The sequence below is a fragment of the Spirillospora sp. NPDC000708 genome, from assembly GCF_040299565.1.
In the GTDB taxonomy this organism is placed as follows: domain Bacteria; phylum Actinomycetota; class Actinomycetes; order Streptosporangiales; family Streptosporangiaceae; genus Spirillospora.
The window spans coordinates 19,131-37,349 of sequence record NZ_JBEPCJ010000089.1 but is presented as its reverse complement, the minus strand read 5'-3'; the positions used below and the strand labels follow the sequence as shown (position 1 = coordinate 37,349).

Genomic DNA, 18,219 nt, shown 5'->3' with positions numbered 1-18,219 from the left:
TCGAGTTCATCCGCCATGCGTGGCGTGGTCAAGTGTGTGCCGGATGCGGCGAAGTGCCCTCAGGGCCTTGACCGAAAGGGAACGCGTTCTTAGAGTTCCACGGCAACGGAGCCTCGAAGAGTTTCGAAATGTTTCGAGCGGATCGCCGTCCGCTCCGGCCGCCGCCCACCCCATCCAGGAGACCACCATGGGCATCCCCCACCTGTCGCGCCGCTCGTTCCTGACCGCAGTCTCCGCAGGGGCGGCCGCGGTCACCGCCGCGCCGCTGCTCGCCGCCTGCGGCGACGGCGGCTCCGGTTCGGACGGCAAGGTCACGATCGAATGGATGGACATCGCCACCACCGAGCCGTCCAAGACGATCTATCCGAAGATCGCCAAGGCGTACGAGGCCGCGCACCCGAACGTCAGGATCAAGCTCACCAACCTGGAGAACGAGGCGTTCAAGTCGAAGATGACGGCGCTCACCGCCTCCGGGAAGGTGCCCGACATCTTCGTGACCTGGGGCGGCGGCGTGCTCAAGCAGCAGATCGACGCCGGCCTCGTCAAGGACCTCACCTCGTCCGCGTCCAGCCTGCTGAACACCGTCACCCCGGTGTCGCTGAAGCCGTACCAGTTCGACGGGAAGACCTACGCCGTCCCGTACGACATGGGCATGGTCGGGTTCTGGTACAACAAGCGGCACTTCGAGAAGGCCGGCATCAAGGCGCCGCCGAAGACCTGGGCGGAGTTCCTCGACGACGTCCGCAAGCTCAAGGGCGCCGGCATAACGCCCATCGCGCTCGGCGGCAAGGACAAGTGGCCCGGCATGTACTACTGGGCCTACCTCGCGATGCGCATCGGCGGCCTGACCGCGATGCAGCAGGCCGCCAAGACCAACGACTTCACCGGGCCCGCGTTCATCGGCGCCGGCCAGCACCTCAAGGAACTCGTCGACCTGCAGCCCTTCCAGCCCGGCTTCCAGAACGCCGGGTTCGACAGCCCCGGCGGCGAGGCCGCCACCGTCGGCGCGGGCAAGGCCTCCATGGAGCTGATGGGGCAGTGGGCCCCGGCGGTGGAGAAGGACGCCTCCGGCAAGGGAATCGCCGACGACGAGGGCTGGTTCCCGTTCCCGGCAGTCGACGGCGGGCAGGGCGCCCTCACCGACGTCTTCGGCGGCGGCAATGGCCACGCCCTCGGCAAGGACGCGCCCAAGGAGGCGATCGACTTCCTCGCCTTCCTCATCAACGCCGAGAACGAGCACGAGCTCGTCTCCTCCGGCGCCTTCATGCCGGTCGTGAAGGGCGCCGAGAGCGCGCTCGCCGACCAAGGCCGCAAGCAGGTCGCCGAGGCGCTCGGCGCTTCCACCGGGTTCCAGCTCTACCTCGACCAGGCTTTCCCTCCCGCCGTCGGGCAGCAGGTCAACGACAGCGTCGCCGCGCTCATCGGCGGCAAGGCGACGCCCGAGCAGGTCGCGCAGCAGGTCACCAAGGCGGCCAAGAGCCAATGACCGAACCGCTGACGCTGCCCGCCGCGGCCGGCGACCGGCGGCGCACCGCCCGGGCCCCGCGCGAGCGGGGCTCCCGGGCGCCGCTCGGCCGGCGGCTGCGCGGCTGGGCGTCCGCCACCTGGTTCCTGGTGCCGGCCCTGCTGCTGTTCTTCCTGTTCGTGCTGATCCCGATCGCCGTCGCCCTCTACACGAGCCTCTTCAAGTGGGGCGGCTTCGGCCGCCCGGAGGACTTCGTCGGCCTGGACAACTACCGCAAGCTGTCCGGCGACCCGGTCTTCCGCGGCGACCTGTGGCGCGGCCTGCTCATCGTCGTGCTGTCGCTGGTCGTCCAGCTGCCGATCGCGCTCGGCACCGCCGTGCTGCTGAACCAGCGGATGCGGGGACGCGCGGTGTACCGGGCGGTCTTCTTCGCGCCCTACATCCTGTCCGAGGTGATCGCCGGCGTGCTGTTCGGCATCATCTTCCTGCCCGGCAGCGGGCTCGCCGACGAGCTGGTCGGCGGCCTTCCGCTGGTCGGCGGCCTCGCCGGAAAGTGGTTCTCCGATCCCGGCACCGCGCTGCCCACCCTGTTCGCCGTCATGACCTGGAAGTACTTCGGCTTCCACATGATGATCTACCTCGCCGGGCTGCAGGGCGTCCCGGCGGAGGTGCTGGAGGCGGCCGCCATCGACGGGGCCGGGCCGTGGCGCCGGTTCCGCTCGGTCACGCTGCCGCTGCTCGCGCCGACCCTGCGGATCAGCGTGTTCCTGTCCGTCATCGGCTCGATCCAGCTGTTCGACCTGGTGTGGGTCACCACGACGGGCGGGCCGACCAATTCCACGGAGACGATGGCCGTCACCATGTTCCAGTTCGGATTCAAGCGCTACCAGATGGGCTACGCGAGCGCGATCAGCGTGGCGATGTTCCTCATCAGCATGGTCTTCTCGCTGCTGTACCAGCGGTACGCGCTGCGCCGCGACCTGCAGGGCGCGGTCACCTCGGCGGGAGGCCGGCGATGAGGGCGGCGGCCGTCCGGGGCGCGTCCCGCCACGTGCTGGTGTGGGTGCTCGGCTCCTTCGTCGTCGTCCCGCTCCTGTACGCCGTCGTGTCCGGGTTCAAGACCACCGGCGACCTCACCACGGACCCCGCCGGGCTCCCGCACCCGTGGAAGGTGTCGAACTACACCGGCATCCTGTCGTCGGACACCTTTTGGCGGCAGATCGGCAACAGCGTGCTGATCGCGGTCGCCACCACGCTGATCACCGTGGCGGCCGCCGCGCTGGCGGCGTTCGCGTTCGCCCGCTACGCCTTCCGCGGCCGCGAGTTCTTCTTCACGCTGTTCGCGGCGGGCCTGATGTTCCCGCCCGCGGTGGCGGTGCTGCCGCTGTTCGTCCTGCTGCGCTCGTTCGGGCTGCTCGACAACCCGCTGGGGGTGATCCTGCCGCAGGCCGCGTTCGCGCTGCCGATGACGCTCATCATCCTGCGGTCCTTCTTCCGGACGATCCCCGCCGAGCTGGAGGAGGCCGCCGTCATGGACGGCTGCGGCCGGTTCGGGTTCTTCTGGCGGATCCTGCTGCCGATGGCGCGGCCCGCGCTCGGCACCGTGTCGGTCCTCGCCATCGTGACGAGCTGGAACAACTTCCTCCTGCCGCTGCTCGTGCTGGGGGGCCAGAAATGGCAGACGATCCCCGTCGGCATCCAGCAGTTCCAGGGGCAGTACGCGACGAACTACGCGCTCGTCATCGCCTACATCGTGCTGGCGATGATCCCCGCGATCGCGTTCTACTCCGTCGCCGAGCGCCAGCTGATCGGCGGCCTGACCGCCGGCGCGACGAAGGGGTGACGGCACGCCCCCGGCGTCGCGGAACGATCGGCCCGCCGTCGCCCGGCTCGCGGACGCCCGGCTCGCGGACGCTCAGTCCGCGAACGCGAACAGCGTCTTGGCGAACAGGTCGGGATCGTCGGCCATCGCCATGTGCCCCTGCCCGGGCAGCTCGACGACCTCGGCGCCGGGGACGATCCGGGCCAGCGCGTCCGCCGTCGGCCGCTGGTACGCCGGGCCGGCCGTCCCGACCAGCAGCTGCACGGGCACGCCTATCCCCGCGAACCGGGCGCAGTCCTCGATCCGCGGCACGCTCTCGCTCTCCCGGGCGAGCGGCGGGGCGTTGTCCAGGCAGGCGGCCCAGAACCGCCGCGCGCCGCGCAGCGCGTCGACCTGCCGCCGCGACAGGCCCATCAGGTCGCGGAAGACCGTCGCGAGGAGCCGGTCGTGGTCGCGCCCGTCCGCGAGCTCGCGGAGCCGCGCCAGCATCGCGGGGGAGGCGACCTCCCGCCAGGGCGTCGTGATCGGCGGCTCGTACAGCACGAGCCGCCCGATCGCGCCGGTCGCCGAGGTCGCGTGCAGGGAGCACAGGGCGCCGTAGGAGTGGCCGACAAGGAACACGTCGCCTCCGGCGGCCTCGGCGACCGCCGCGATGTCCTCGCCCTCGCGCTCGATGGCGTACGGGCCGCCCTCCCGGGCGCTGAGGCCGCGGCCCCGGCGGTCCATCGCGTGGACGGTGAACCGCTCGGCGAGCCTCGGGAGCACCGGCGCCCAGCACCGGCGGTCGACGGCCGCGCCGTGCACGAGGACCAGCGGCGGGCCCGCGCCCCGCGTCTCGTAGCCGACGATCGTCCCGTCGCTGGACTCGGCGAACCCGGTCTCGGTCACGCGGGGAGCGTACCGGCCCAGGTCGGGAACCGGTATGCGAACATATGTTCGTGTCCCGCGCCGCCACGATCCTGCACGCCGACCTCGACGCCTTCTACGCGTCGGTCGAGCAGCGCGACGACCCCGCGCTGCGCGGGCGGCCGGTGATCGTCGGCGGGGGCGTGGTGCTGGCGGCCAGCTACGAGGCCAAGGCGCACGGCGTCCGCACCGCGATGAGCGGCGGGCAGGCGCGCCGGCTGTGCCCGGGCGCCGTGGTCGTCCGGCCCCGGATGGACGCCTACGCCGAGGCCAGCAAGGCCGTGTTCGCGCTGTTCCGCGCGACGACGCCGCTCGTCGAGGGCCTGTCGATCGACGAGGCGTTCCTCGATGTGGACGGCCTGCGGCGGATCTCCGGGTCGCCCGCCGGCATCGCGGCGGGGCTGCGGCGCCGGGTGGCCGAGGAGGTCGGGCTGCCGATCACCGTCGGCGTGGCCCGCACGAAGTTCCTGGCGAAGGTGGCCAGCGGCGTCGCCAAGCCCGACGGGCTGCTCGTCGTCCCGCCGGACGGCGAGCTGGAGTTCCTGCGCCCGCTGCCGGTGCGGCGGCTCTGGGGCGTGGGCCCGGCGACCGCCGCCAAGCTCGCCGCCTACGGCGTCGTCACGGTCGGCGACGTCGCCGACATGCCGGAGGCGACGCTGGTGTCCCTGCTCGGTCCCGGCGCCGGCCGCCACCTGCACGCGCTGGCCCGCAACCGGGACCCGCGGCCCGTCCGCACCGGGGTGCGGCGCCGGTCGATGGGCGCCCAGCGCGCGCTCGGGCGCCGGCGGCGGCCGCCCGAGGAGCTGGACGCCCTCCTCGTCGGCCTCGTCGACCGGCTCGCGGGACGGCTGCGCGGCGCGCACCGGGTCTGCCGGACGGTCACCCTGCGGCTGCGGTTCGGCGACTACGCGCGCGCCTCCCGCTCGCACACGCTGCCGCAGGCCACGGCGGAGACGTCCGTCCTGCTGGACGCGGCGCGCCGGCTGCTCGGCGGCGCCGCCCCGCTCGTCGCCGAGCGCGGGCTGACGCTGATCGGGGTGTCGCTGGGCTCGCTGCACGACGACCGGATCGTGCAGCTCGCGCTGCCGTTCGACGCCGGCGAGGCCGCGGACGCCGCCGTCGACGGCGTCCGCGGCCGGTTCGGCTCGTCCGCGATCACCCGCGCGGTGCTGCTCGGCCGCGACCCGGGCATCGCGGTGCCGACGCTGCCCGACGAGCCGCCGGACTAGCGGAAGTCGGCGGCGTGGTCGCGGGCCCACTCGGCGAACGTGCGCGCCGGGCGCCCGGTGATCCGTTCGACGTCCCGGGTGACGGGCGGCGGCGCGTCGATGGCGGCGACGGAGTGCCGGATCAGCGCCTCGGCGACCTCCGGCGGTCCCCACCGGGCGAGGTCGCGGCGGTGCTCGTCCAGGTCTTGCCGTTCGACGGCGACGGTACGGCCGATCGCCTCGCCGATCCGCTCGGCCTGCCGCCGCCGCGTGAGCCGCTCCGGCCCGGTGAGGACGGGCGCGGTCCCCGCGTGCCCCGGTTCGGTCAGGGCGCGCAGCGCGACCGCGGCGATGTCGGCCTCGTGGATCGGCGCCGTCCACGCGATGCCGGAGCGGGCGACGGCCTCCTCCGCCTCGCCGTGCAGCCGGGCGATCGGGGCCGCCGAGGAGGCGTCGGCGCCCGCCGCCGACACCACCACGACGTGCTCGACGCCGGCCGCGCGGGCCGCGCGGCGAACCCGTCGAGGCCCTGCCGCTCGGCGTACAGGAAGACGCGAGCGGCGCCGTCGAGGGCCGGGCCGAGCGTGCCCGGGTCGGCGAGGTCCGCGCGGACGGCCTCGACACCGCCGGGAAGGCGCGCCGCCGCGGGGTCGCGGCCGGCCGCGCGAACGGGCAGGCCCGCGGCGACGAGCGCCGTCCACCCGGTGGCGGGGGAGCTCGAACTCGACTGCGAGATCCTGCCGGTCCCGGGCGGCGAGCACCGCGTCGTGCTGTACACGGCGGCGCCGGGCAGCGCGTCCGACCGGGGGCTTCAGAGGCTCCGCGGCACCTGAGCCGGGCGCGGCACCTCGATCCGGCGCGCCGCGGCCAGGGCCGCCAGGCGCCCGATCGCCGGGACCTCCAGCGGCAGCAGCGAGGGCCGCGGGTGGACGCGGCGGCGCCGGCCGCGCTCGACGGCCCGCACGACCGCCCGCGCGGCGGACTCGGGGGAGACCGGCGGGAGCGTCCGCACCGGCCGGCCGCGCCAGGGCAGCAGGCCGACGTCGCGGGCGTCGGTGTCGGTGGCGCCTGGCACGTACTCCAGGACGGTGATGCCGGTGCCGCGCAGCTCGTTGCGCAGCGTGCGGGTGGCGTGCGCGAGCGCGGCCTTCGCCGAGCCGTAGTGGCCGAGCATCGGGACCGGCAGCGCCTGCAGCGTGGACGTGACGTTGACGACCGCGCCGCCGCCCCGCATCCCGGGCAGCAGCGCGCGGGCCAGCGCGAGCGGTGACCAGAAGTTCGTCTCGAACAGCGCCCGCGCGGCGTCGCCGTCGCCGAGCTCGCCCTGGGCCGCGACGAGGCCCGCGCCGGCGTTGCTCACCAGGATCCGCACGCCGCCCAGCGCCCGCGCCGCCGCGCCGGCCAGCTCGGCGGCGGCGCCCGGACGCGACAGGTCGGCCTCGATGACGTGCGGGCGCGTCCCGCCGCGGGCCGCGATCAGGTCGGCCGCCTCCTCCAGCGCGTCCCGCCGGCGCGCCGCGATGGCCAGCCGCGCCCCGCGCCCGGCCAGGGCGAACGCCAGGGCGCGGCCGATCCCGCTGGACGCGCCGGTGAGCAGGACCGGCGCGTCCGCCAGCTCGATCCGGGCCATCATCGCCTCCCGATATTGACTGATTATCAATCAGTTTCGGAGGCTAGACTCGTCCGCGACCGCACGTCAATGCGAGGGAGCCGCCGATGGCCCGGCCCGACCGCCGCCAGATGCTGATCGACGCCGCCGCCGAGCTGTTCGCCGGCCGCGCCTACGACGAGGTCACCACGACCGAGATAGCGCGGCGGGCGGGTGTCGCCTACGGGCTGATCGCGCACCACTTCGGCAACAAGCGCGGCCTGTACCTCGCGACGATCCGGGCCGCCGCCGACCGGCTGCGCGTCGTGCACGAGGCGGAGCCCGAGGGCGCGGCGCCGGGGGAGCGGCTGCGCGCCGCCCTCGACCGGCACATCGCCTTCATGGAGGCCAACGCCGCCGGGTTCCTGGCGGTGATGCGCGGCGGCAACGGCTCCGACCCGGAGGTCCGCGCGATCGTGGAGGACCTGCGCTGGCAGGGCGCGCGGCGGCTGCTGGACGCGCTCGGCGCCGCCGGCCCCGCGCGTCCCGTCCTGCGCACCGCGATGCGCGGCTGGGTCGGCTACCTGGACGAGGTCGTCATCGACCACCTGCGGCACCGCGACGTCCCGCGCGACCGGCTGGCGGCCCTCGCGGCGGCGACGCTGGCGGGCGCCCTGCGCGCCGCGCGCGCGGCCGACCCGGACATCGGCCTCGACGCCGGGCTGATCGACCTGCTCGACGCCTGACGCCGGCGGACCGGACGCGGTGCGTCCCGGCGCGAGCACGGCGCGTCCCGTGAGACGATCGTCTTCCCCGGGACGAAGCGGAGAGTGCCATGGCCGAGGAGAGGTGGTCCCCCGCCCACGTCGACCTGACGACGCCCAACACCGCGCGGATCTACGACTACCTGCTCGGCGGCAAGGACAACTACGCCGCCGACCGCGAGGTGGCCGAGCAGCTGATGGCCGTCATCCCCGAGGCCCGGACGGCCGCCAGGGCGAACCACGCCTTCATCGGACGCGCCGTCCGGCACCTCGCGCGGCAGGGCGTGCGGCAGTTCATCGACGTCGGCAGCAAGCTTCCGGCGGACGGCAACGTGCACGAGGTGGCCGCCGCCATCGCCCCGGACGCGACCGTCGTGTTCGCCGACGGCGACCCGGTCGTGCTGGTGCACGCGCGGGCGCTGCTCGCCGGCACCGAGCGGACGGCGGTCGTGCACTGCGACCTCGCGCGTCCCGAGACGCTCCCGGACGACCCCGAGGTCCGCGAGCACATCGACTTCACCGAGCCGGTGGCGATCGTGCTCGACCGCGTCCTGCACTTCATCGGCGACGTCGCCGACGCCCGGCGGTCCGTCCAGCGGCTGCACGACGCCCTCCCGCCCGGCGGCCACCTGGTGTTCACGCACATCACCCAGGACCCGCAGCCGGAGTCCAGCGGCGACGTCGGGCAGGTGTTCAAGCCGACCAGCGGGCACTTCTGGGGCCGCACCCGCGCCGAGATCGAGTCGATCGTCGAGCCGTTCGACCTGCTCGACCCCGGCCTCACCTACACCCCGCTGTGGCGGCCCGATCCCGGCGGCGACGAGGTCCGGCACCCCGAGCGGACGTTCACCCTCGCGGGCGTCGGCCGCCGCGCCTGACCCCGCCGCGCCCGATCCCGCCGCACGCGGCCCTTCCGCCCGGCCGCCGCAGCCGGACGGGTCAGGCGGCGAACGCGGGGGACGGCAGGCCCTGCGCCGCGTCCGGGACGACGAACAGGGATCCGGCGTGGGAGTCGTCCTTCGGGGCGCCCGCGGCCGCCGTCGTGACGTAGAGGTCGCGGAGGTCCGGGCCGCCGAACGCGCAGGCGGTGGTCTGGGTGGCGGGCACCTCGACGGTGCGGTCGAGACCGCCGGCGGGGGTGTAGCAGAGGACGCGGCCGCCGCCCCACAGCGCCACCCAGAGCCGCCCCTCGGCGTCGACGGTCAGCCCGTCCGGCAGCCCCGGGACGGAGACGAACACGCGGCGGCCGGTGGCGCCCTCCTCGGGGCGGAAGTCGAAGACGTCGATGCGGCGCGTGGGCGTGTCCACGTAGTACATCAGGCGCCCGTCAGGGCTCCAGGCGATCCCGTTGCTGACCGTCACATCGTCCAGCACCGTGGTCGTCCCGCCGTCGGGGAGGACGCGGCGCAGCCGGCCGCCTCCCGGCGCCTCGTCGTAGCGCATGGTCCCGGCCCAGAACGCGCCGTCCGGGCCGACGGCGGCGTCGTTGCCGCGGCAGCCCGGGACGGGGTGCTCGGCGAGCCAGCGGAACGAGCCGTCGGGATCGTAGAGCCCGACGCCGTCGCGGAGGTTGACGACCAGCCCGCCGCCCGCCCGGGGCCGGGCCGCGCCCACGTGCTGGGCCGTGTGGCGGACGGTGTCGGCGCCGGTGGCCGGGTCGTAGGCGTGCACCTCGTTGCCGAGGATGTCGACCCAGAGCAGCACGCCGCCGGCGGCGTGCCAGTTGGGTCCCTCGCCGAGCCGCGCGCGGGAGGGCAGGGCGATCTCGATGCGGTGTTCCATGCGGATCCTCGGTCGCTCCGGACGGGCGGGAGCGGGCACCGGGCCGGCGGTGGCCCGGTGCCCGCTCCCGGCCGGGGTCAGGACGTGGAGAAGGAGTAGACGCTGGTGGAGTCGTAAGTCTGGCCGGGCCGCAGCGTGGTGCTCGGGAACTGCGGCTTGTTGGGCGAGTCGGGGAAGTGCTGGGTCTCCATGGCGAACCCGTCGCCCTGCCGGTACATCGTCCCGCCGGTGCCGACCAGCCGGCCGTCGAGGAAGTTGCCGGAGTAGAACTGCAGGCCGGGCTGGTCGGTGCGGATCTCCATCACCCGGCCGGTGGTCGGCTCGGTGACGCGGGCGGCGAGCTTCATGCCGGTGCCGTCGAGCACGAAGTTGTGGTCGTAGCCGCGCCCGTACACCATCTGCTGGTCGCCCTGGCGGATGCGCTCGCCGATGGTGTGCGGCCGGGTGAAGTCCAGCGGCGTGCCGTGCACCGTGGCCAGCTGCCCGGTCGGGATGAGGGTGGAGTCGACCGGCGTGAAGCGGGACGCGTTGATCTGCACCTTGTGGTCGTAGACCTCGCCGGACCCCTCGCCGGCCAGGTTGAAGTAGGTGTGGTTGGTGAGGTTGACGACGGTGGGCTTGTCGGTGGTGGCCTGGTAGCGGATGCGCAGGTCGTTCCCGCGGGTGACGGTGTAGGTGACGGTGGTGCGGAGCGTGCCGGGGTAGCCCTCCTCGCCGTCGGGGCTGACGTACGACAGCCGGAGCGACACCGCGTCGCCGCCCGTGACCGGCTGCGCCGTCCACACCCGCTTGTCGAAGCCGGTCGTGCCGCCGTGCAGGCTGTTCTGCCCGTCGTTGGCGGGGACCTTGTAGGTCGTGCCGTCCAGGGTGAACCGAGCGCCGCCGATCCGGTTGCCGTAGCGCCCGATCAGCGCCCCGAAGTACGGGTTCTCGTCCTTGTAGGTGTCGCTGAGGTAGCCGTCCAGGGTGCGGAACCCGAGCGCCACGTCGGCGGAGCGGCCGTGCCGGTCGGGGACGTCGAGGGACTGGACGATGCCACCGTAGGTGAGGATGCGGACCTTCATCCCGTGGCCGCTGCCGAGCGTGTACCGGTCGATCTTCGTGCCGTCCGGCAGCGCGCCGAACGGCTCCTTGGCGATGGTCGGCCCGGAGGACGCGGCCGTGGCCGGGACGGTCATCAGGCCGCCGGCGAGCAGACCGCCGGCGAGCAGGGCGGCGGAGGCCAGCGGGACGGTGAGGGGTGGGACGCGCTTCATCGGTGTTCCTCTCGCTTGGGGGGAGGGAGGAGACGGACTGGCGTGTTCTGGTAGGGGACGGGGACCTTTCCGGTGGAAGAGGGAGACCACGGGGTCGTCCGGACGGATCGGTGGCGGGGCGGGCGCCCGCCCGGTTCAGCGCAGCAGCGGGGAGCCGGACCGCCGCTTGGTCCACACGTCGAACGCGACGGCCGCCAGCAGGACCAGGCCCTTGACCAGCATCACCCGCTCGCTCGGCGCGCCCATCAGCGACATCCCGTTGTTGATCACGCCCATGATCAGGCCGCCGGTGATCGCGCCGACCACCTTGCCGACGCCGCCCTGCACCGCCGCGCCGCCGATGAACGCGGCGGCGATCGCGTCGAGCTCGAAGGTGTTGCCCGCGGTGGGGCCCGCCTGGTTGAGCCGCCCGGCGAAGATGACCCCGGCCAGCGCCGACAGCACGCCCATGTTGACGAACAGCCAGAACACCACCGACTTGGCCCGCACGCCGGACAGCACGGCCGCCTGCAGGTTGCCGCCGACGGCGTACACGTGCCGGCCGAACACCGACCGGCTCGTCAGCAGCGAGTACGCCAGCACCAGCACGGCCAGCAGCACCAGCACCCACGGCAGGTTGTGGAACCGGGCCAGCTGCACGGTCACCGCCATGATCAGCGCGCCCGCCGCGACGATCTTCAGCAGGAACACCGGCACCGGGTCGACGGTCTGCCCGTAGCCGAGCCGCGTCGCGCGGGTGCGCCACCGGGAGACCGCCAGGCCCGCCACGACCACGATCCCGACCAGCAGGCTGAACAGGTCCGCGCCGCCCAGCGGCCCGAGCCCGACGTTGCCGAAGTAGCCGGAGGTGAACCCGTTCGACAGCGTGCGAACCTGGTCGGGGAACGGGCCGAGGCCCTGGTTGCCGAGCACCGTCATGGTCAGCGCCCGGAACAGCAGCATCCCGGCGAGCGTGACGATGAACGACGGGATGCCGAAGAAGGCCGTCCAGTACCCCTGCCACGCGCCGATCGCGGCGCCCGCCACGAGTGTCAGCAGCAGCGCGACCGGCCACGCGACATGGTGGCTGACCATCAGCCAGGCCGCGATCGCGCCGGTGACGCCGACCAGCGAGCCCACCGACAGGTCGATGTGCCCGGAGATGATGATGAGGATCATCCCGATCGCCAGGATCAGGATGTAGGAGTTCTGCACGATGATGTTGGAGATGTTCTGCGGCTGCAGCAGATCGCCTCCGGTCAGCACCGCGAACAGCACGACGATCAGCGCGAACGCGATGTAGATGCCGCTCTGCCGCACGTTCACGGTCAGCCGCGGCCGGCCGGCGGCGGGCGCCGCCGCGCCGCCGCGCGGCGCGGTCGCGGCCTGCGCGGCGTCGGTCTTCGCGGGCGCGGTACGGCTCATCCGGCCTGCTCCCTTCCCATGGTCATGTAGGACATGAGGCGCTCCTGCGTGGCCTCCGCCCGCGGCACCTCGCCGGTGATCCGGCCGGCCGCCATCGTGTAGATCCGGTCGCACATGCCGAGCAGCTCCGGCAGCTCGGAGGAGATCAGCAGGATCGCCCGGCCCTCGGCGGCGAGCCGGTTGATGATCGTGTAGATCTCGTACTTCGCGCCGACGTCGATGCCGCGGGTCGGCTCGTCCAGGATCAGCACGTCCGGATCCGTGAAGATCCACTTGGACAGCACGACCTTCTGCTGGTTCCCGCCGCTCAGCTGCCCGGTGGTGGCCAGCACGCTCGGCGCCTTGATGTTCATCCCGCCGCGGAACTCCTCGGCGACCCGGTACTCGTGGTACTCGTTCACCCACCCGGCCCGGGACAGCTTCCCGAGCCGCGCGGCCGACACGTTCCGCCTGATGTCCTGGATGAGGTTGAGCCCGTAGCGCTTGCGGTCCTCGGTGGCGTAGGCGATGCCGTGCCGGATCGCGTCCCGCACCGTCCTCAGCCGGACCTGCTCACCGTCCTTGTAGACGCGGCCGGAGATGTCCACCCCGTAGGACCGCCCGAACACGCTCATCGCCAGCTCGGTGCGGCCGGCGCCCATCAGCCCGGCGAGCCCCACGATCTCGCCGCGCCGCAGCGTCAGGGCGGCCCCCGACACCACCGCGCGGTCGCGCTGCGCCGGGCTGTGCACCGTCCAGTCCTCGATCCGCAGCGCCTCCTCGCCGATCTCCGGCTCACGGGGCGGGAAGCGGTGCTCCAGGTCCCGCCCGACCATCCCGGAGATGACGCGGTCCTCGGTGACCCCGCCGCCGGACGGGTCGAGCGTCTCGATCATCCGGCCGTCGCGCAGCACGCTGACGGTGTCGGCGATCGCCAGCACCTCGTTCAGCTTGTGCGAAATGATCACGCAGGTGATGCCGTCGTCGCGGAGCCCGCGCATCAGGTCCAGCAGGTGCGCGGAGTCCGCGTCGTTCAGCGCGGCGGTCGGCTCGTCCAGGATCAGCAGCCGCACCCGCTTGGACAGCGCCTTGGCGATCTCCACCAGCTGCTGCTTGCCGACGCCGAGGTCGGCGATCGGGGTCACCGGGTTCTCCGGCAGCCCGACCCGCTCCAGCAGCAGCCCGGCCTCGTGGTTGGTGCGGTTCCAGTCGACCAGGCCCCGCCCGAGGAACCGGCCCCCCAGGAACCCGCGCGACGCCCGCTCGTTGCCGAGGAAGATGTTCTCGGCGATCGACAGCTGCGGGCACAGCGCCAGCTCCTGGTGGATGATGACGATCCCGCGCTCCTCGCTGTCGCGGATGCCGGAGAACCGGCACGGCTCGCCGTCGAAGAGGATCTCCCCGTCGTACGAGCCGTGCGGGTAGACCCCGGACAGCACCTTCATCAGCGTGGACTTGCCGGCCCCGTTCTCGCCGCAGATCGCGTGGATCTCGCCGCGGCGCACGGTCAGGTCGACGTCCGCCAGCGCGTTCACCCCGGGGAACGTCTTGGTGATGCCGCGCATCCGCAGGATCTCGTCGGCCCCCGCGGCGCCGGCCGCGCCGGCGCCCTCCGCGAGGGCGCCCGACGCGTCCGTGCCCGTCGTGTCGGTGGTGTCGTCGGTGGTCACGGCGTCATCCCAGCTGCGCCTGCGTGTAGTAGCCGGACTGCACGAGCTCGGTCTGCACGTTGGACTTGTTGACGATCACCGGCTGCAGCATCTGCGTCGGGACGACCTTCTTCTGGTTGTTGTAGTCGGTGGTGTTGTTGACCTGCGGCTTCGCGCCCTTGAGGATCGCGTCGGACATCTTCGCCGCCTCGTCGGCGAGCTTGCGGACGTCCTTGAAGATGGTGGAGTACTGCTCGCCCGCCAGGATCGACTTCACCGACGCCCGCTCGGCGTCCTGCCCGGTCACCACCGGGTACGGCTGGCTCGGGGTGCCGTAGCCGTTGCTCTTGAGCGCCGACAGGATGCCGATCGACAGGCCGTCGTACGGCGAGAGCACGCCGTCGACCTTGGCGCCGCCCCGGTAGGTCTTGGTGAGGATGTCCTCCATCCGCTTCTGCGCCGTGGCCGGGTCCCAGCGCAGGATCGCCATGGTCTTGAAGTCGGTCTGGCCGCTCTTGACGACCAGGGTCCCCTTGTCGATGTACGGCTGGAGCACCGACATCGCGCCCTTGTAGAAGAACGGGGCGTTGTTGTCGTCGGGGGACCCGGCGAACAGCTCGATGTTGAACGGGCCCTTCGCCTTGCCCTCCGACCCGTCCGCGTTCTTGATCTTCAGGCCGGTGAGCAGCGAGGTCGCCTGCTCCACGCCGACCTTGTAGTTGTCGAACGTGACGTAGTAGTCGACGTCCGGGCTGCGCATGATGAGCCGGTCGTAGGAGATCACCGGGATGTGGTTCTGGTGCGCCTCCTGCAGCTGGCTGGTCAGCGCGGTGCCGTCGATGGACGCGACGACCAGCAGCTTGGCGCCCTTGGTGATCTGGTTCTCGATCTGGCTGACCTGCGTCGGGATGTCGTTCTCGGCGTACTGCAGGTCCACCTTGTAGCCGAGCTTCTCCAGGTCGGCCTTCAGCGTGTTGCCGTCGCGGATCCAGCGCTCGGACGACTTCGTCGGCATGGTCACGCCGATCAGCGCGCCCTTGGTGTCGCCGGACTTCCCCTTCTTGTCGATGCTCTTCTCGCTGGAGCCGCACGCCGTCATGGCGGTCGCCAGGACCAGCGCGGACAGGACCGTGGTGATGCGCCGGAGTCTCATCTCGTTCTCCTTCGGGGTGGGGGAGGGCAGCGGAGCGAATCAGCGTGGGACGGCGGACGTGGGCAGGGCCTCGGGCGTGGGCGGGAACCGCCGCAGCGGCCCCGGGTCCCGGGACCCGATCGGGGACATGCCCTCGCCCGCCCCGAGCCGGGCGAGGGTGTCCAGGACGAGCCGGCCGCGCCGCACCCGCTCCCGCGCGCTCGCCACGGCGGCGGGCAGCAGGTGGAGGCCGACCGGATACAGCGCGGGCGCGTTGCGCAGCCCGAACTTCAGATAGAGCGGCGCGCCGCAGCGGATCAGCTCCGCCGCGTCGTAGAAGCGGACGAACCCGCCGAGGTCGTCGGGCGCCTCGACGTAGAAGTCCATCGGCGCGGCGCTCACCGCGCGGATCTCGGCGAGCTGGGCGACGGTCAGGTCGCTCGGCACGTTGACCGAGTCGGCGCCGAGGCCCTCCCACACCGCGAACGAGGCCGGGTTCACCGGTCCGACCAGCGCGGACACCTTGAACGTGGTGTCGGCGGGCAGCCGGCCGGCCTCGCGCAGCCGGTGCAGCGTCCACAGCACGCCCTCGTCGGCGACCAGCAGCGACCGCACGCCGAGCCCGGTGGCGCGCTCGGCGTCCTCGACGCACTGGGCGAGCTGGTCGCGGCCGCGGGCGCGCGGCCCGGAGGCGTTGTAGGAGCGGCCGCCGGCGCCCGGCTCCCAGGTGCCGCGCGGGCCGAGGAACAGGCACAGCTCGATGCCGCGCGCGTCGCAGGCGTCCACCATCTCGCCGATCTCGGCGTCGGTGAGCATCCACACGCCGCTGCCCTGGCTGATGCGGTGCAGCGGCACCTCCAGGCGCTCGCTCTCCTCCAGCACCGCCGCCAGCACGGCGGGCCCCTCGCAGGACGGCAGTTCGGTGCGCCACGTGCCGCCGTCCGGGAACCGCAGGCCGGACGCGGGCGGCGGCGCGGCGCGGCCGGGCAGGCCGAGGGAGCGCAGCGCGTCCTCGCCGGGCGCGCGGCCGGTCTCGGCCGGGTCGTCAGAGAAGGGGTCCATCGGTCCTCCCGCCGGTCGGGGGCGTGTCGAGGTCGGGGCGCAGCAGCACCTTCCCGGCGTCGGGGGAGCCGCTGAGCCCGAGCGCCGCCGCGAACGCGGTCAGCGGCAGCTCGTGGGTGATCAGGGACGCCGGCCGCAGCACCCCGCTGGCGAACGCGCGCACCGCGTACGTCCAGTCGGCGGGGCCGGAGCCGAACACGGTGTGCATCGACAGGGCCCGGGTGACCAGCAGCGACGTCGGGACGGCGTCGGCCGGGTCGGCGGGGATGCCGGTGAGCACGACGCGCCCGCCGCGGCGCGCCAGCCGCACCGCCGAGCCGGCCGTGCCGGACGCGCCGGCGGTCTCCACGACCACGTCGAACGCCCCCTCGGGGGCCTCGCCCGGGCGGCTGAACGCGGTCGCCCCCGCGTCCAGCGCCGGCTCGCCGCGCTCCACCCGCGGGTCGATCGCGACGAGGCGGGCCGGCGACGACGCGGCGAGGAACTGCAGCGCGAGCATCCCGAGCGTGCCGGCGCCCACCACCGCGACCGTCTCGCCGGGACGCGGCGCCGCGTGCCGGACGGCCCCGGCGATGACCGCGGCCGGCTCCAGCAGCGCCGCCGCGCGCAGGTCCGCGCCGGGCGGCAGCACGTGCAGCAGCCGGGCCGGGACCAGCAGGTGGTCGGCGAACGCGCCGGGCCGGGTGAAGCCCGTCTCGTCGTAGCGGGCGGCGCACAGGTTCGGCGCGCCCTCGCGGCAGCGCCCGCACGCCATGCAGCCGCGGAACCCCTCGCCGACGACGGGCGCGCCGACCAGCGACGGGTCGGTGTCGGGGCCGACCGCCTCGACCGTGCCGGACCACTCGTGCCCGGGGACGACGGGGTAGCGGGAGAAGCCCTCGGGGCGCGCGCCGTCGAACAGCTCGCGGTCGCTGCCGCACAGCCCGGCCGCGGCGATCCGGACCCGGGCCTCGCCGCGGCCCGGCTCCGGCGGGTCGCCGGCGTCGATCCGCCAGCGGCCCGGCGCCTCCACGAGCACCGCGCGGCTCAACGGCGCGTCCCGCGGAAGTGCCAGCCTTCGGCGTACAGGTCGAAGTCGGCGTGCTGCTGGGGGAAGGCGGCGACCGCGTCGAGGTCCAGCTCGACGCCGAGCCCGGGCGCCTCCGGCAGGGCGAAGTGGCCGTCGACGACCTGCGGGGCGCCCTTCGCGACGTCCTTGACGGCGGCGTCGGCGAAGTCGTTGAAGTGCTCCAGGATCTTGAAGTTGGGGGTGCAGACGCCGAGCTGGAGGCTCGCGGCGGTCAGCACCGGCCCGCCGACGTTGTGCGGCGCGACCTGCACGTAGTAGGTCTCGGCGGTCGCGGCGAGCTTGCGGACCTCGGCGATGCCGCCGCTGTGCCCGACGTCGGGCTGCAGGACGTCGGCGGCCTGCAGCTCCAGCAGCTCGCGGAACTCGATGCGGTCGTGGACGCGCTCGCCGGTCGCGATCGGCAGCCCGGTGTGCGCCGACACCTTGGCGAGCGCCTTGAGGTTCTCCGGCGGGACGGGCTCCTCCAGCCACGCCGGGTCGAACCGGGCGAGCAGGCCGGCGAGCCGGATCGCGGTGGCGGGGGAGAACCGGCCGTGCATCTCGATGAGCAGCTCGACGTCGGGGCCGACCGCGTCCCGCACCGCCTCGACCAGGTCGATGGCCAGCACCGTCCCGGCGTGGTCCAGCTCCATCCGCCCGGCGCCGAACGGGTCGAGCTTCAGCGCAGTGTACCCGCGCTCCACGACGCGCTTGGCCGCCGCATGGAAGTCCTCGGGGGTCCGGTCGACGGTGTACCAGCCGTTCGCGTAGGCCTTGACGCGGTCGCGCACCTTGCCGCCGAGCAGCCGCCACACCGGCTGGCCGAGGGCCTTGCCGATGATGTCCCAGCACGCCATCTCGACGCACGCGATGCCGGACATGACGATCTCGCCCGCGCGGCCGAAGTCGCCGTACTTCATCCGGTGGACGAGGTCCTCGACGTCGAACGGGTCGCTGCCGGCGATGTGCCGGCGCTCCGCCTCGGCGAGGTAGCCGACCAGCGCGTCGGTGTGGCCGAGCATCCGCGCCTCGCCGACGCCGGTGAGGCCCTCGTCGGTGCGGACGGTCACGAACGTGAGATTCCGCCACGGGGTCCCCAGGACATGGGTGCCGATCTCGGTGATGCGCAACGTGCCGCCCCTCTCGAATCAACC

General features: G+C 73.6%; 17 protein-coding genes and 1 pseudogene. 7 read left to right on the top strand and 11 right to left on the bottom strand.

From position 1 onward, the window contains the following. The first annotated feature begins 187 nt into the window (after positions 1–187). Genes ABT299_RS41620 through ABT299_RS41610 form a run of 3 tightly spaced genes read left to right on the top strand, consistent with a single transcriptional unit; the run spans position 188 to position 3,308 of the window. Positions 188–1,486, top strand: a complete 1,299-nt coding sequence (locus ABT299_RS41620; protein WP_500254118.1) for an extracellular solute-binding protein — start codon at positions 188–190, stop codon at positions 1,484–1,486. After that, positions 1,483–2,484: a carbohydrate ABC transporter permease gene (locus tag ABT299_RS41615; RefSeq protein WP_387030436.1), complete on the top strand. Its 1,002-nt coding sequence runs from the start codon at positions 1,483–1,485 to the stop codon at positions 2,482–2,484. The genes ABT299_RS41620 and ABT299_RS41615 overlap by 4 nt, the downstream gene beginning before the upstream one ends. After that, positions 2,481–3,308 carry a carbohydrate ABC transporter permease gene (locus tag ABT299_RS41610; RefSeq protein WP_387030433.1) on the top strand — a complete coding sequence of 276 codons (828 nt, stop codon included), beginning with the start codon at positions 2,481–2,483 and terminating at the stop codon, positions 3,306–3,308. Before ABT299_RS41615 ends, ABT299_RS41610 begins: the two co-directional genes overlap by 4 nt. A gap of 72 nt (positions 3,309–3,380) precedes the next feature. Here the strand turns inward: ABT299_RS41610 and ABT299_RS41605 are convergent, their stop codons facing one another. Further along, the gene (locus ABT299_RS41605; protein ID WP_190854286.1) at positions 3,381–4,175 is read right to left on the bottom strand and encodes an alpha/beta fold hydrolase; all 795 of its coding nucleotides are present in this window, start codon (positions 4,173–4,175) and stop codon (positions 3,381–3,383) included. Between the two features lie 50 nt (positions 4,176–4,225). On the opposite strand from ABT299_RS41605, the gene dinB reads away from it, so the two are divergent. Continuing rightward, positions 4,226–5,422: a DNA polymerase IV gene (gene dinB / locus ABT299_RS41600; RefSeq protein ID WP_500254117.1), complete on the top strand. Its 1,197-nt coding sequence runs from the start codon at positions 4,226–4,228 to the stop codon at positions 5,420–5,422. On the opposite strand, the gene ABT299_RS41595 is transcribed toward dinB, so the two are convergent. Beyond that, a complete protein-coding gene (locus tag ABT299_RS41595) occupies positions 5,419–5,880 on the bottom strand; it encodes a Rossmann-fold NAD(P)-binding domain-containing protein (protein ID WP_500254116.1) in 462 nt (153 codons plus the stop codon). The two genes, dinB and ABT299_RS41595, sit on opposite strands and share 4 nt — an antisense overlap. 225 nt (positions 5,881–6,105) lie before the next feature. Here ABT299_RS41595 and ABT299_RS41590 point away from each other — a divergent pair, with 225 nt between their 5' ends. Continuing rightward, complete coding sequence (locus ABT299_RS41590; RefSeq protein ID WP_500254115.1) at positions 6,106–6,234, top strand: MmyB family transcriptional regulator; 129 nt, start codon at positions 6,106–6,108, stop codon at positions 6,232–6,234. Here ABT299_RS41590 and ABT299_RS41585 read toward each other — a convergent pair. Continuing rightward, positions 6,213–7,034: an SDR family NAD(P)-dependent oxidoreductase gene (locus ABT299_RS41585; RefSeq protein WP_387030425.1), complete on the bottom strand. Its 822-nt coding sequence runs from the start codon at positions 7,032–7,034 to the stop codon at positions 6,213–6,215. The two genes, ABT299_RS41590 and ABT299_RS41585, sit on opposite strands and share 22 nt — an antisense overlap. A gap of 83 nt (positions 7,035–7,117) precedes the next feature. On the opposite strand from ABT299_RS41585, the gene ABT299_RS41580 reads away from it, so the two are divergent. Together ABT299_RS41580 and ABT299_RS41575 are read left to right on the top strand one after the other, a co-directional pair. After that, a complete protein-coding gene (locus ABT299_RS41580; RefSeq protein WP_190854271.1) occupies positions 7,118–7,735 on the top strand; it encodes a TetR/AcrR family transcriptional regulator in 618 nt (205 codons plus the stop codon). Between the two features lie 89 nt (positions 7,736–7,824). Then, complete coding sequence (locus tag ABT299_RS41575; protein WP_500254114.1) at positions 7,825–8,631, top strand: SAM-dependent methyltransferase; 807 nt, start codon at positions 7,825–7,827, stop codon at positions 8,629–8,631. 61 nt (positions 8,632–8,692) lie between these two features. Here the strand turns inward: ABT299_RS41575 and ABT299_RS41570 are convergent, their stop codons facing one another. The 8 genes and pseudogenes from ABT299_RS41570 to ABT299_RS41535 form a co-directional block, all read right to left on the bottom strand. Beyond that, the gene (locus ABT299_RS41570) at positions 8,693–9,535 is read right to left on the bottom strand and encodes an SMP-30/gluconolactonase/LRE family protein (protein ID WP_500254113.1); all 843 of its coding nucleotides are present in this window, start codon (positions 9,533–9,535) and stop codon (positions 8,693–8,695) included. 77 nt (positions 9,536–9,612) lie between these two features. Next, the gene (locus ABT299_RS41565) at positions 9,613–10,791 is read right to left on the bottom strand and encodes an aldose epimerase family protein (RefSeq protein WP_500254112.1); all 1,179 of its coding nucleotides are present in this window, start codon (positions 10,789–10,791) and stop codon (positions 9,613–9,615) included. A gap of 135 nt (positions 10,792–10,926) precedes the next feature. Beyond that, complete coding sequence (mmsB, locus tag ABT299_RS41560; RefSeq protein WP_190854261.1) at positions 10,927–12,195, bottom strand: multiple monosaccharide ABC transporter permease; 1,269 nt, start codon at positions 12,193–12,195, stop codon at positions 10,927–10,929. Next, positions 12,192–13,700, bottom strand: a pseudogene (gene mmsA, locus ABT299_RS41555) (multiple monosaccharide ABC transporter ATP-binding protein); the annotation flags it as partial. The pseudogene mmsA and the gene mmsB, both read right to left, overlap by 4 nt. Before the next feature lie 148 nt (positions 13,701–13,848). Then, the gene (gene chvE / locus ABT299_RS41550) at positions 13,849–14,976 is read right to left on the bottom strand and encodes a multiple monosaccharide ABC transporter substrate-binding protein (protein ID WP_190854259.1); all 1,128 of its coding nucleotides are present in this window, start codon (positions 14,974–14,976) and stop codon (positions 13,849–13,851) included. Between the two features lie 39 nt (positions 14,977–15,015). Next, positions 15,016–16,017 carry a hypothetical protein gene (locus ABT299_RS41545; protein WP_500254111.1) on the bottom strand — a complete coding sequence of 334 codons (1,002 nt, stop codon included), beginning with the start codon at positions 16,015–16,017 and terminating at the stop codon, positions 15,016–15,018. Next, positions 16,001–17,047, bottom strand: coding sequence for a zinc-dependent alcohol dehydrogenase (locus ABT299_RS41540; protein ID WP_190854255.1), 1,047 nt, complete (start codon positions 17,045–17,047; stop codon positions 16,001–16,003). Before ABT299_RS41540 ends, ABT299_RS41545 begins: the two co-directional genes overlap by 17 nt. Next, entirely contained in the window at positions 17,044–18,195 is a 1,152-nt protein-coding gene (locus tag ABT299_RS41535) for a mandelate racemase/muconate lactonizing enzyme family protein (protein ID WP_190854253.1), read from the bottom strand. The genes ABT299_RS41540 and ABT299_RS41535 overlap by 4 nt, the downstream gene beginning before the upstream one ends. Between the last annotated feature and the right edge of the window lie 24 nt (positions 18,196–18,219).

Coding starts and splice junctions, on each gene's coding strand:
- ABT299_RS41620 (WP_500254118.1), top strand. CDS start 188: ATGGGCATCCCCCACCTGTCGCGCCGCTCGTTCCTGACCGCAGTCTCC.
- ABT299_RS41615 (WP_387030436.1), top strand. CDS start 1,483: ATGACCGAACCGCTGACGCTGCCCGCCGCGGCCGGCGACCGGCGGCGC.
- ABT299_RS41610 (WP_387030433.1), top strand. CDS start 2,481: ATGAGGGCGGCGGCCGTCCGGGGCGCGTCCCGCCACGTGCTGGTGTGG.
- ABT299_RS41585 (WP_387030425.1), bottom strand. CDS start 7,034: ATGATGGCCCGGATCGAGCTGGCGGACGCGCCGGTCCTGCTCACCGGC.
- ABT299_RS41580 (WP_190854271.1), top strand. CDS start 7,118: ATGGCCCGGCCCGACCGCCGCCAGATGCTGATCGACGCCGCCGCCGAG.
- ABT299_RS41575 (WP_500254114.1), top strand. CDS start 7,825: ATGGCCGAGGAGAGGTGGTCCCCCGCCCACGTCGACCTGACGACGCCC.
- ABT299_RS41570 (WP_500254113.1), bottom strand. CDS start 9,535: ATGGAACACCGCATCGAGATCGCCCTGCCCTCCCGCGCGCGGCTCGGC.
- ABT299_RS41565 (WP_500254112.1), bottom strand. CDS start 10,791: ATGAAGCGCGTCCCACCCCTCACCGTCCCGCTGGCCTCCGCCGCCCTG.
- mmsB (WP_190854261.1), bottom strand. CDS start 12,195: ATGAGCCGTACCGCGCCCGCGAAGACCGACGCCGCGCAGGCCGCGACC.
- chvE (WP_190854259.1), bottom strand. CDS start 14,976: ATGAGACTCCGGCGCATCACCACGGTCCTGTCCGCGCTGGTCCTGGCG.
- ABT299_RS41545 (WP_500254111.1), bottom strand. CDS start 16,017: ATGGACCCCTTCTCTGACGACCCGGCCGAGACCGGCCGCGCGCCCGGC.